The organism is Paraburkholderia sp. BR10936 (assembly GCF_040965735.1).
Classification (GTDB): domain Bacteria; phylum Pseudomonadota; class Gammaproteobacteria; order Burkholderiales; family Burkholderiaceae; genus Paraburkholderia; species Paraburkholderia nodosa_A.
Genome location: NZ_JBFRCM010000001.1, coordinates 243,802 through 256,068 on the forward strand (window position 1 = coordinate 243,802; position 12,267 = coordinate 256,068).

Genomic DNA, 12,267 nt, shown 5'->3' on the forward strand with positions numbered 1-12,267 from the left:
CGACCAGCTTGATATTGCATACGCGGATCATGCACCGCGTACACGGGTGAAACACGGACAACAGACTGAAAAGACGCTTAAAGACTTAAGCAGCCGGCGCAGCGGCGGCGGTCTTTTGCGCTTCCTTCACGAGGCGCTCGACGGCCGGCGACATTTGCGCGCCGTTTTCCTTCCAGTACGTCACGCGATCTTGAGCGATACGCAGCGTTTCACCCTTGGTAGCGACCGGGTTGTAGAAGCCCACGCGCTCGATGAAACGGCCGTCGCGACGGTTGCGCGAGTCGGTTGCGACGATGTTGTAGAACGGGCGCTTCTTCGAGCCGCCGCGTGCCAGACGGATGATGACCATACGAAAATCCTTGAAAACCGGGGGTTCGGGACTACTGAAACATGCGATTATAGCCCGAAACCGGAGGCATAACAAACACTTAACGGGAAATTGCACGCCGGCGCGCGGAAAGCGGCGAGACAAAGCGATCAACAAAGCGGTCAAACTGCGGCTCATGCCCACGATGGGCGGGCCCTGGAGCGAATTGTGGCGACTTTCAGACGACTCGTGCAATGGCCGCGTCGCGTTTGTGGCGGCGGCGTGGGTGGCAGCTCCTTTTTTCCGGTGTCTCGCGAGTCGGCCCGACGCTTTGCAGCGGCGTGTCTCGCCTTTGCCGCCGCCCTGCTCGCGGCGCCGTTCGCTCAAGCGGCGCTTCCCATCGAGCGCATCAAGCTGCCGCCGGGCTTCCACATCGAGGTGCTGTCCGCCGACTTGCCCGGTGCGCGCGAAATGACGCTGTCAGGCAACGGCACCCTCCTGTATGTGGGGAGTACGGACGGCGACGTCTACGCGCTCGAACTCAAGGACGGCAAAGCCATCAAGCGCCATATCGTGGCCTCGGGACTGACGATGCCGGTGGGCGTGGCCTGGCGCAACGGCGCATTGTACGTTTCAGCGGTTTCGTCGATCGTGCGGCTCGACGACATCGACCGTCATCTCGACGATCCGCCCAGAGCCGTCGTCGTCACGGATTCGCTGCCCGCCGAGCGCCACCACGGCTGGAAGTTCATCGCCTTCGGCTCCGACGGCAAGCTCTACGTGCCGCAAGGCGCGCCGTGCAACGTCTGTCTGCCGGCCAGCGACCCGCAGCGCATGCATTTCGCGATGATCGGGCGCATGGAGCCCGACGGCTCGCACTACGAGACCATCGCCCGCGGTGTGCGCAACACGGTCGGCTTCGCGTGGCATCCGCAGACGCATGAGCTCTGGTTCACCGACAACGGCCGGGACATGCTCGGCGACGACATCCCCGACGACAAGCTCAACCGCCTCGCGCACGTGGGCGAGGACTTCGGCTTTCCCTATTGCCACGGCGGCAATGTCGCCGACCCCGAGTTCGGCGCAGGCCATCCGTGCAGCGGCTTCACGCCCCCCGTCCTCAAGCTCGGCGCGCACGTGGCGTCGCTTGGCATGCGCTTCTACACCGGTTCGATGTTCCCGGCTGACTATAAGAACAGCATTTTCATCGCCGAGCACGGCTCGTGGAACCGCAGCAAGAAGGTCGGCTATCGCGTGGTGCGCGTGATCGCCAACCCGGACGGCACGAACGCACGCCAAGAAGTGTTCGCGCAGGGCTGGCTCAATTCAGACGAGACCCAATGGGGCCGCCCCGCCGACGTGCTGCCGCTGCCCGACGGATCGCTCCTCGTCAGCGACGACTATGCGGGCGCGATTTATCGCGTGACCTACACGAAACCGTGACGCGGGCAGACCATGGTGCCGGGCATAAGCGTGCGCTTGTGCTGCAAGCGCGTCGTGCGGCATACAATGCCCGGCGGCCCGTGCGCGTTCGACGTAATGCGCTCATGGCGGCCGACGCCCACGTTTCGCCCGAGCCCATGCCCAACGACAAGAACCTCGCACGCTTTCGCTCCAAGACGCTCACCGCCGCCCTCGCCTTCCTGTTTGGCAGTCTCGGCGCCCACCGCTTCTACCTGTATGGCCCGCGCGACGTGTGGGGCTGGGCGCATTTGTTCGGCACGCTCCTCGGCATTCCGGGCGTGATGCTGCTCGTCGCCACCGAGCGCGCCTCGATTCCCGGCTGGGTGCTCGCCGTGATCGGCGCGGTGTCGGTCCTCTCGGCGTTTCTGGCGGCAATCGTCTACGGACTTCGCCCCGACGCCAAATGGGACGCGCAGTTCAACGCCGCGTTCGTGGAGAAAGGCCGCACGAGCCGCTCGGGCTGGACGGTGATTTTCGTCGTGATCTTCTCGCTGCTGATTGGCGCGTTCCTGCTGATGACGGGACTCGCACTCTCGTTTCAAACGTACTTCGAGTCGCAGGTCGAGGCCGCGAAGGCGCTCTCGCAGTAAATCGCGCAGTAACGGCTCAGAACAGGTCGAGCTGAGGCTTCTCGCGCACGGTCTTCGACTGCACGAACGCCGACATGTCCAGAATGCCGTGGCGCCGCTCGTTGAGCCCGAGGCGCCGCACGGCATGGTGAAAGCGCTGCTTGAGCAGGTCGGCCCACAGCCCCGTTCCCTTCATGCGCTGCGAAAACGCCGATTCGTAGTCTTTGCCGCCGCGCATGTCGCGCACGCGGCTCATCACGCGCTCGGCGCGCTGCGGGAAGTGCGCCGCCAGCCAGTCCTGGAACAGCGGCGCGACCTCCCACGGCAAACGCAGCACGATGTAACTCGCGCTTGTCGCACCGGCCTCGGCGCAGGCTTCGAGCACGCGCTCCATGTCGGGCTCGGTCACGAACGGAATCACGGGTGCGATGCTCACGCCGACCGGCACACCGGCCTCGGCGAGCGTGCGGATGGTACGCAGCCGCCGCGCGGGTGTCGCCGCACGCGGTTCGAGCGAGCGGGCGATATCGGCGTCGAGTGTGGTGATCGTGATTGCCGCCATGAACTGCTGGCGCGCGGCCATCGGCGCGAGCAGGTCGAGATCGCGCTCGATCAGCGAGGATTTCGTGATGGCCGCGAACGGATGCTGCCGTTCCGCCAGCACTTCGACCACGCGGCGTGTGATGCGCAGGTCGCGCTCCACCGGTTGCCAGGCGTCGGTATTCACGCCCAGCGCAATCGGCTCGGGCTCGTACGACGGCTTGGCGATTTCCCGCGCGAGCAACTCCGCCGCATTGACCTTGGCGTAGATTCGGCTCTCGAAATCGAGCCCCGGCGAAAGGCCGAGATAACTGTGCGTAGGCCGCGCAAAGCAATAGATACAGCCGTGCTCGCAGCCGCGATACGGATTGAGCGAGACGTTGAATGGAATGTCCGGCGACTGGTTGCGTGTGAGGATGCTCTTCGCGCGCTCTTCGAAGACTTCGGTGCGCAGCCTGGGCTCGCCGGTTTCATCGCCATCACCATCGCGCTCCCCGCCGACACCCGTGGGCTGCCAGCCGTCGTCGAACGCTTCGCGCTGGTCGACTTCGTAGCGCCCTTGCAGGTTCGTGACCGCCCCGCGCCCCTTGCGCGCCGTGGGCGGCGCAACGGGATACCAGGCGTCGGGATCGGGGTGATGGGAATCAGTCACGGGTAGAGAAAATGGACATGAAAGCGCGGATCGATACTGTATAAATATACAGTATCGATCCGCGTTGTCGAGTCCTAAAAAAGGGGCCGCCTTCAGCCCGCTGTTACCCGTTCATTCCCCCACGGCGATGGTCAGCGTCTCCTTGATCTCTTCCATCACCACGTAGCTCTTCGACTGCACGGCGCCCGGCAGTTGCAGCAGGATGTCGCCGAGCAGCTTGCGGTAGTCGGCCATCTCGCCGATGCGCGCCTTGATGAGATAGTCGAAGTCGCCCGAGACGAGATGGCATTCGAGCACTTCGGGAATCTTCTGCACCTCGCGGCGGAACTGGTCGAACATGTTGCCGCTCTTGTGATCGAGCGTGATCTCCACGAACACGAGCAGCGCCGCACCCAGCACCGAGGGATTCACACGCGCGAAGTAACCCGTGATCACGCCGTCGCGCTCCATGCGCTTGACGCGCTCGATGCACGGTGTGACCGAGAGCCCGACCTGCTCCGCGAGGTCCTTCATCGCCATGCGGCCGTCCTCCTGGAGCAGCTTCAGGATGCGGTGATCGAGCCGGTCGAGCGCGCGGACCGGTTGGCGCTGCGTTCTCATGATTTCTTCCCGAAAATCTAAAAAATACGATAACAAAACCTGGACATACAACAATAGCATAGCTACAAATACTGGCTACACCCGGATTTTCATGCCTTCTTCCCTATCGGTGCCAAAAGACGGCTTCCAAGGGCCCGGCAACGCGGCGTAGCTCAACGAAACTATATGGAGCAGCTATGCGAGTCGTCGTGTTGGGCAGTGGTGTGGTCGGTGTGGCCAGCGCCTGGTATCTCGCCCGCGCGGGCCACGAAGTCACGGTGATCGACCGCGAGGCCGGTCCCGCGCTCGAAACCAGTTTTGCCAATGCCGGACAGATCTCGCCGGGCTACGCCGCACCGTGGGCCGCGCCGGGCGTGCCGCTCAAGGCGATCAAGTGGATGTTCGAGAAGCACGCGCCGCTCGCCATTCGTCTGGACGGCACGAAGTTCCAGCTGCAGTGGATGTGGCAGATGCTGCAGAACTGCACGGCCGAACGCTACGCGCTCAACAAAGGCCGCATGGTGCGTCTCGCGGAATACAGCCGCGACTGCCTGCAGGCGTTGCGCGCCGACACGGGCATTGAGTATGAAGGCCGCACGGGCGGCACGCTTCAGGTGTTCCGCACGCAGCAGCAGTTCGAAGGCGCAGCGAAGGACATCGCCGTGCTCAAGGACGCGAACGTTCCGTACGAACTGCTCACCGCAGCCGAACTCGGCCGCGCAGAACCGGCGCTCGCCGCGGTGTCGGGCAAGCTCACCGGCGGCCTGCGTCTGCCCGGCGACGAAACCGGCGACTGCCAGATGTTCACCACGCGCCTCGCCGCCATGGCCGAACAACTGGGTGTGAAATTCCGCTACAACACGCCGATCGACGGCCTCGCCATGCAGGGCGACCGTATCGCGGGCGTGCAATGCGGCAGCGAGCTGGTGCGCGCCGATTCGTTCGTGGTCGCGCTCGGCTCCTTCTCGACGAAGATGCTCGCGGGCCTCGTGAAGATTCCGGTTTATCCGCTCAAGGGCTATTCGATCACGGCGCCGATCGTGAATGCGAGTGCCGCGCCGGTTTCGACCGTGCTCGACGAAACCTACAAGATCGCGATCACGCGTTTTGACGACCGCATCCGTGTGGGCGGCATGGCCGAGATCGTCGGCTTCGACAAGACGCTCAAGCAAGCGCGCCGTGAGACGCTCGAAATGTGCGTCAACGACTTGTTCCCGGGCGGCGGCGACACGACGAAGGCCACCTTCTGGACCGGCCTGCGCCCGATGACGCCGGACGGCACGCCGGTCGTCGGCCGCACGCCGATCTCGAACCTGTTCCTGAACACGGGTCACGGCACCCTCGGCTGGACGATGTCGTGCGGTTCGGGCCAATTGCTCGCCGACTTGATCTCGGGCAAACAGCCCGCCATCCGCGCGGACGATCTTTCGGTGCACCGCTATCTCGGCGACACGCAAGGCTCGCATCGTCCGGCGTATGCCTGAAGCCAGCCACGCTGCGTGAACGAACACGGCGCCGCCAGGGCGCCGTGTTTCATTTCTCGCTGTGAGTAGCGCGCGGCTGCGTCAGAACTGATCCTCCGCTAGCGCCAGCACGCCCTCGCTGCCGTTGGCGCTGACGATCGCCGCTTCGAGCGCCACCGCCTGCGGCAAGACGTGTTGCGCGTAGAACTGCGCCGTGGCGATCTTCGCGCCATGAAACTTCGGGTCCTCCCGCATGAGACGCTGCGAGGCGAGCATGGCGCGCGCCATCTGCCAGCCGCCCAGCACGATGCCCGCCAGCTTCAGATACGGCACGCTGCCCGCGAATACCGCGTTCGGATCGCTTTTCGACTTCGCGAGCACGAAGTCCACGGCCGATGCCAGCGCATCCTTACCCGCCGCGAGATGCTTGCGCATCGACTCGAACGCCGCGCCTCGTTGTGCGGCCAGCGCGTCGACGGTCTGCGCGATATCGGCAAGCAGCGCCTTTGCCGCCGCGCCGCCGTCGCGCAGCGTCTTGCGTCCGATGAGATCGTTCGCCTGGATCGCCGTCGTGCCCTCGTAGATCGGCAGAATGCGTGCGTCACGGTAGAACTGCGCCGCGCCCGTTTCCTCGATGAAGCCCATGCCGCCATGCACCTGCACGCCGAGGCTCGTCACTTCGAGCGCGAGTTCGGTGCTCCAGCCCTTCACGATCGGCACGAGGTACTCGTAGCGCGCCTGATGCCGCGCACGGGCCGCCTCGTCGGGGTCGCCATGCGCGCGGTCGCTCTCGCCGGCCGCCACGTAAGCGAGCGCACGCGCGGCTTCGGTGAGCGCACGCATCGTGGCGAGCATGCGGCGCACGTCGGGGTGATGGATGATGCTCACCGCGGCTTTCGCGGAACCGTCCACCGGGCGGCTCTGCACGCGCTCCTTCGCATAGGCGAGCGCCTTCTGGTACGCGCGATCGGAGACGGCCACGCCCTGTATGCCCACCGCAAAACGCGCGGCGTTCATCATGATGAACATGTATTCTAGGCCGCGATTCTCTTCGCCGATCAACTGGCCGATCGCGCCGCCATGGTCGCCGAACTGCAGCACGGCGGTCGGGCTCGCCTTGATGCCGAGCTTGTGTTCGATCGATACGCAGTGCACATCGTTGCGCGCGCCGAGCGTGCCATCTTCGTTGACGAGGAACTTCGGCACGATGAAGAGCGAAATGCCCTTCACGCCTTCGGGCGCCGTGGGCGTGCGCGCGAGCACGAGATGGACGATGTTCTCCGCCATGTCGTGCTCGCCCCACGTGATGAAGATCTTCGTGCCGAACACCTTGTACGTGCCGTCGCCTTGCGGCTCGGCGCGCGTGCGCACGGCGGCGAGATCGGAGCCCGCCTGCGGCTCAGTGAGGTTCATCGTGCCGGTCCAGTCGCCGGAGATGAGCTTCGGCACGAAGCGCTGCTTTTGCGCTTCGCTGCCGGCGGTGAGGAGCGCTTCGATGGCGCCGTCGGTGAGCAGCGGACACAACGCGAACGAAAGGTTCGCCGCGTTGAGCATTTCCACACACGGCGTGCCGACGAGCTTCGGTAAACCTTGTCCTTCGTATTCCTGAGGATGCTGCACGCCTTGCCAGCCGCCTTCCACGTATTGGCGGAATGCCGCCTTGAAACCGGGCGTGGCGTGCACGTTGCCGTTTTCCCAGCGGCTCGGATTGCGGTCGCCTTCGGCGTTCAGCGGCTCGAGCACTTCGCCGCACAGCTTCGCGGCTTCGTGCAGCACCGCTTCGACCGTTTCGGGCGTGGCGTCTTCGCCGCCCGGTAAGTTGGCGATTTCTTCGAGGCCGGCCAGTTCCTTCATGACGAACAGCATGTCGCTCGTGGGCGCCTGGTACATTTCAGTCTCCTCCTGTCGGTATGCGGTTCCTCAAATGACAAAGGGGCGCCGCAGCGCCCCTTTGTTGCTTCGTCTCACGCCACGCGTTCAATCATGATACGCGGCGCTCGTCGTTCGATACACCGGCCGGATTCAGCCGAGTTCCTTCACGAGTTCCGGCACGACCGTGAACAGGTCGCCCACGAGGCCGTAATCGGCCACGCTGAAGATCGGTGCTTCTTCGTCCTTGTTGATCGCGACGATGACCTTCGAGTCCTTCATGCCGGCCAGATGCTGGATCGCACCCGAGATGCCGACCGCCACATACAGTTGCGGCGCGACGATCTTGCCGGTTTGGCCGACCTGATAGTCGTTCGGCACGTAGCCAGCATCCACCGCTGCGCGCGATGCGCCAAGTGCGGCGTTCAGCTTGTCCGCGAGCGGCTCCAGCACCTTCGTGTAGTTCTCGCCGCTGCCCAGACCCCGCCCGCCCGAGACGATGATCTTTGCGCTCGTGAGTTCCGGACGGTCGAGCTTCGTCACTTCACGGCCGACGAACTGGGTGAGGCCGCTGTCCGCTGCCGCGTCGAGCTTCTCGACTGCTGCGCTGCCGCCAACGGCTGCAACTGCATCGAATGCCGTCGTACGCACGGTGATGACCTTGATCGGGTCGACCGATTGCACCGTCGCGATGGCATTGCCCGCGTAGATCGGGCGCTCGAACGTGTCCGGCGCATCCACGGCGGTGATGTCGCTGATCTGCGCGACGTCGAGCTTCGCGGCGATGCGCGGCGTGACGTTCTTGCCCGCTGCCGTTGCCGGAGCCAGGATGTGCGTGTAGTTCTTCGCCGCATTTTGCACAAGCGCGAGGACCGTCGCTTCGACGTTCTCGGCGAGACCCTGCTCGAGTTGCGGCGCGTCGGCAAGCAGCACCTTTGCGACGCCTGCGATCTTCGCGGCGGCATCCGCTGCGGCTTGCGCATTGTGGCCCGCGACCAGCACGTGCACGTCGCCGCCAATTTTCTGTGCTGCGGCGACCGTGTTCAGCGTCGCGGCCTTGATCGAGTGATTGTCGTGTTCAGCAATAACCAGATTCGTCATTTTCGTCTCGCTCCTTACAGCACCTTGGCTTCCGTCTTCAGCTTCTCGACCAGCGTCTTCACGTCCGGCACCTTCACGCCTGCGCTGCGCTTGGGCGGCTCGGCAACCTTCAGCGTCTTCAGACGCGGCGCGACGTCGACGCCGAGGTCTTCGGGCTTGACGGTTTCCAGCGGCTTCTTCTTCGCCTTCATGATGTTCGGCAGCGTGACGTAGCGCGGCTCGTTCAGGCGCAGATCCGTCGTAACGACTGCGGGCAGCTTGAGCGACAGCGTTTCCGCGCCACCGTCCACTTCGCGCGACACCGTCGCCTTGCCGTCGGCCACGATCACCTTCGAGGCGAAGGTGGCTTGCGGCAGGTTCGCCAGCGCGGCGAGCATCTGGCCGGTCTGGTTCGAATCGTCGTCGATGGCCTGCTTGCCGAGGATGACGAGTTGCGGCTGTTCCTTGTCGACCAGCGCCTTCAGCAGCTTGGCCACAGCCAGCGGCTGGAGGTCTTGGTTCGACTCGATGAGGATCGCGCGATCCGCGCCGATGGCCAGCGCCGTACGCAACGTTTCCTGCGCTTGCGTCACGCCCGCCGAAACGGCGATGACTTCGGTCGCCACGCCCGCTTCCTTCAGACGCACCGCTTCTTCCACGGCGATTTCGTCGAACGGGTTCATCGACATCTTCACGTTCGCGATGTCGACGCCCGTGCCATCCGACTTCACACGAACCTTCACGTTGTAATCGACTACGCGTTTGACTGGCACAAGGACTTTCATTCACATGCTCCGAAGTTACGAATACGTCAACCTGGCGGACATTATAGCGATAGCCCTGTCGGGCCGATCTGCCACCAGCAATTTTCCCGAACCACCGCTGCCGCACCCCGGTCATCAGTAGCGAACGATCGTGCGATTTTACGGTGGAAAAAACCCGGGCATCAAGCCCGGGCGCCGAAAAATATCTCTAATTTCACGGCCCAGGGGGTCCTACCAGGAGGTGATGACCGCCCCGCCGAACGTCGTTTCGACGTAGCGCTTCACTTCCGGCGAGTGGTACGCGGCGACCAGCTTCGCCACCCAGGGCTTGTTGCGGTCGGCCTCGCGGATCGCGAGGATATTCACGTACGGCCCCTTCGGGTCTTCGATTGCGATCGCGTCCTGTTTCGGCTTCAGGCCCGCTTGCATGGCGAAGTTCGTGTTGATCGCGGCGGCGTCCACGTCGTCGAGCGAACGCGGAATCTGTGCGGCGTCGAGCTCGACGATTTTCAGCTTCCTGGGGTTTTCCACGATGTCGAGCGGCGTCGCCTTCAAACCTGCGTCGGCGCGCAACTTGACGAGACCCTGGCTCTGCAGCAGCAGCAACGCACGGCCGCCATTCGTCGGATCATTCGGCACCGCGATGCGCGCGCCCGGCTTCAGTTCGGAGAGCGATTTGATCTTCTTCGAGTAGATGCCCATCGGGAACGTAACGGTGTCGGCGATCTTGATCAGCTTGTAGCCGCGATCCTTCACCTGCGCGTCGAGATACGGCGCGTGCTGGTAGCTGTTGGCGTCGAGATCGCCGCCCGCGAGCGCCGCGTTCGGCTGCACGTAGTCGGAGAACTCGATGATCTTGATGTTCAGGCCGCTCTTCGCGGCCACGCTCTTCACGACTTCCATCACCTGCTCGTGCGGGCCGCCCGTCACGCCCACCTTGATGGTTTCGTCCGCGTGCGCAGCAAGCGGTGCGATGAGCGAAGCCGCGCCAAGCGCCGCCGCGAGCCGGATCATGAAACGACGTTGCATACCCAACCTTTGTCTTGTGTAGTTATGTTGATCGAAAAACCGCTTGTTTTAAGGCCTATTTGTGGCTCAGGCGCCGCACGAGCCAGTCGCCGAACGACTGCACGAGCTGCACGAACACGATCAGGATCACGACCACGATCAACATGACTTCGGGTTCGAAGCGCTGATAGCCGTAGCGGATGCCGAGGTCGCCAAGACCACCGCCGCCGATCGCGCCGGCCATCGCCGAATAGCCGACGAGCGAGATGAACGTGATGGTGAGCCCCGCGACGACGCCTGGCAGCGACTCGGGCAGCAGCACCTTGAAGACGATCTGGCTCGTGCTCGCGCCCATGGCCTGGGCCGCTTCGATCAGGCCGCGATCGACTTCGCGCAGCGCCGTTTCGACGAGTCGCGCGATGAACGGCGCAGCGGCGATGGTGAGCGGCACGACGGCGGCCGCCGTGCCGATCGACGAGCCGACCACGAGGCGCGTGAACGGAATCACGGCAACGAGCAGAATGATGAACGGCGTGGAGCGCACGGCATTGACGATCACCCCCATCACGCGATTCGCGGCGATATTCTGCAGCACGCCGTTGCGGTCGGTGAGATAGAGCAGCACGCCGAGCGGCAGGCCGATGGCCGCGCCCACGAGTCCCGAGATGCCCACCATGACGAGCGTCTCCCAGAACGACTGGACGAACATGTCGAACATTTCACTCCACATGGGACAGTTCCTCCACCACGACGCCTTGTTCGCGCAGCCACGCCATGGCCTGCGCCACCTTCACCGGATCGCCGCCCGCGAGCACCGCGAGCGAGCCGAACGCCTGCCCCTGTATCTCGTCGATCTGGCCGTGCAGGATGTTGAAATCGAGTTCGAAGCGCCGAATCGTCTCCGAGAGAACCGGCTGATCGACGCCCGTGCCCTTGAACGCGAGGCGCAGCAAGTGGCCGCTGCCCTTGGCGAGATGCTCGGCCACGCGCGCCTTGAGCGCGGGCGGCAATTCCTGGGCGATCACGTCGCCGAGCAGCGCGCGCGTGACTTCGTGGCGCGGCTGCAGGAACACGTCGATCACGGGACCGCTTTCCACCACGCGGCCCGCGTCGAGCACGGCCACGCGGTCGCAGACCTGTTTGATCACTTCCATCTGGTGCGTGATCATCACGATGGTCAGGTTCAGTTCGCGATTGATCTTGCGCAGCAGGTCGAGAATCGCGCGCGTGGTTTCGGGGTCGAGCGCCGAGGTCGCCTCGTCCGAAAGCAGCACCTTCGGCTTGCTCGCGAGCGCGCGCGCAATGCCCACACGCTGCTTCTGGCCGCCGCTGATCTGCGAGGGATAGCGGTCTTTCTGCGCGGTCAGGCCGACGAGTTCGAGCAGCGGCAGCACCGTCGCTTCGATCTCGGCGCGCTTCACGCCGGCCAGTTCGAGCGGCAGCGCGACGTTGTCGAACACGGTGCGCGACGACAGCAGGTTGAAGTGCTGGAAAATCATGCCGATCTCGCGGCGCGCTTCGCGCAGCTGGGCCGAAGAGAGCGACGTGAGCGTGCGAGCGTTGACGACGATGTCGCCTTCGGTGGGCCGCGTGAGCAGGTTGATGGTGCGCACCAGCGTGCTCTTGCCTGCGCCGCTGCGCCCGATGATGCCGAACACTTCGCCCGGCGGAATCGTCAGATTGACGTTGTGCAGCGCCTCGATCCAGCCTTGTGGGCCGGCGAAGCGCTGGGACACGTTTCGAATTTCGATCATGGAAAAAAAGCAAAACGGCGGGTGTGCCGCGCGCCGCTCGCGCAGGCCGCTCCTTTTCAGTAGCGGAAAACGCGTCGCGCCGGCAGACAGCCGCCGTTTGATGGACTGGATTTAGCCCCGCATTTTACCCTGGCACGCAAAATTCCTTTTAATAATCAATTTCGATAATTTCATAACTCATTTGCATTAGAGGCTTCTGGCAGCGCGTGGCCGCCCGC

The 12,267-nt window shown here is 64.1% G+C and carries 12 protein-coding genes; 3 read left to right on the forward strand and 9 right to left on the reverse strand.

Annotated features, from left to right (window positions below):
• Positions 1-85 precede the first annotated feature (85 nt).
• Positions 86-349, reverse strand: a complete 264-nt coding sequence (rpsP, locus tag AB4Y36_RS01165; protein ID WP_028206744.1) for a 30S ribosomal protein S16 — start codon at positions 347-349, stop codon at positions 86-88.
• Between the two features lie 321 nt (positions 350-670).
• On the opposite strand from rpsP, the gene AB4Y36_RS01170 reads away from it, so the two are divergent.
• Positions 671-1,750, forward strand: a complete 1,080-nt coding sequence (locus AB4Y36_RS01170; RefSeq protein WP_368682289.1) for a sorbosone dehydrogenase family protein — start codon at positions 671-673, stop codon at positions 1,748-1,750.
• A 104-nt stretch (positions 1,751-1,854) separates the two neighbouring features.
• Positions 1,855-2,361 carry an NINE protein gene (locus AB4Y36_RS01175; RefSeq protein ID WP_368605524.1) on the forward strand — a complete coding sequence of 169 codons (507 nt, stop codon included), beginning with the start codon at positions 1,855-1,857 and terminating at the stop codon, positions 2,359-2,361.
• A gap of 16 nt (positions 2,362-2,377) precedes the next feature.
• Here the strand turns inward: AB4Y36_RS01175 and AB4Y36_RS01180 are convergent, their stop codons facing one another.
• Positions 2,378-3,532 (reverse strand): PA0069 family radical SAM protein, encoded by a 1,155-nt coding sequence (locus AB4Y36_RS01180; protein ID WP_069262622.1) that lies wholly within the window; start codon positions 3,530-3,532, stop codon positions 2,378-2,380.
• Between the two features lie 111 nt (positions 3,533-3,643).
• Positions 3,644-4,132, reverse strand: a complete 489-nt coding sequence (locus AB4Y36_RS01185; protein WP_042261052.1) for an Lrp/AsnC ligand binding domain-containing protein — start codon at positions 4,130-4,132, stop codon at positions 3,644-3,646.
• Between the two features lie 176 nt (positions 4,133-4,308).
• Between AB4Y36_RS01185 and AB4Y36_RS01190 the strand changes: the two genes are divergently transcribed.
• Positions 4,309-5,595, forward strand: coding sequence for a D-amino acid dehydrogenase (locus AB4Y36_RS01190; protein ID WP_368682131.1), 1,287 nt, complete (start codon positions 4,309-4,311; stop codon positions 5,593-5,595).
• Positions 5,596-5,676: 81 nt separating this feature from the next.
• Here the strand turns inward: AB4Y36_RS01190 and AB4Y36_RS01195 are convergent, their stop codons facing one another.
• From AB4Y36_RS01195 to AB4Y36_RS01220, 6 genes are all read right to left on the reverse strand, one after another.
• A complete protein-coding gene (locus AB4Y36_RS01195; RefSeq protein ID WP_368682132.1) occupies positions 5,677-7,464 on the reverse strand; it encodes an acyl-CoA dehydrogenase in 1,788 nt (595 codons plus the stop codon).
• A 132-nt stretch (positions 7,465-7,596) separates the two neighbouring features.
• Complete coding sequence (locus AB4Y36_RS01200; protein ID WP_069262625.1) at positions 7,597-8,544, reverse strand: electron transfer flavoprotein subunit alpha/FixB family protein; 948 nt, start codon at positions 8,542-8,544, stop codon at positions 7,597-7,599.
• A gap of 14 nt (positions 8,545-8,558) precedes the next feature.
• A complete protein-coding gene (locus tag AB4Y36_RS01205) occupies positions 8,559-9,308 on the reverse strand; it encodes an electron transfer flavoprotein subunit beta/FixA family protein (protein WP_368682133.1) in 750 nt (249 codons plus the stop codon).
• A 210-nt stretch (positions 9,309-9,518) separates the two neighbouring features.
• Complete coding sequence (locus AB4Y36_RS01210; RefSeq protein WP_368682134.1) at positions 9,519-10,316, reverse strand: MetQ/NlpA family ABC transporter substrate-binding protein; 798 nt, start codon at positions 10,314-10,316, stop codon at positions 9,519-9,521.
• A 55-nt stretch (positions 10,317-10,371) separates the two neighbouring features.
• Positions 10,372-11,025 carry a methionine ABC transporter permease gene (locus tag AB4Y36_RS01215; RefSeq protein WP_069262628.1) on the reverse strand — a complete coding sequence of 218 codons (654 nt, stop codon included), beginning with the start codon at positions 11,023-11,025 and terminating at the stop codon, positions 10,372-10,374.
• The gene (locus AB4Y36_RS01220) at positions 11,015-12,049 is read right to left on the reverse strand and encodes a methionine ABC transporter ATP-binding protein (RefSeq protein ID WP_069262629.1); all 1,035 of its coding nucleotides are present in this window, start codon (positions 12,047-12,049) and stop codon (positions 11,015-11,017) included. The genes AB4Y36_RS01215 and AB4Y36_RS01220 overlap by 11 nt, the downstream gene beginning before the upstream one ends.
• Positions 12,050-12,267: the final 218 nt, after the last annotated feature.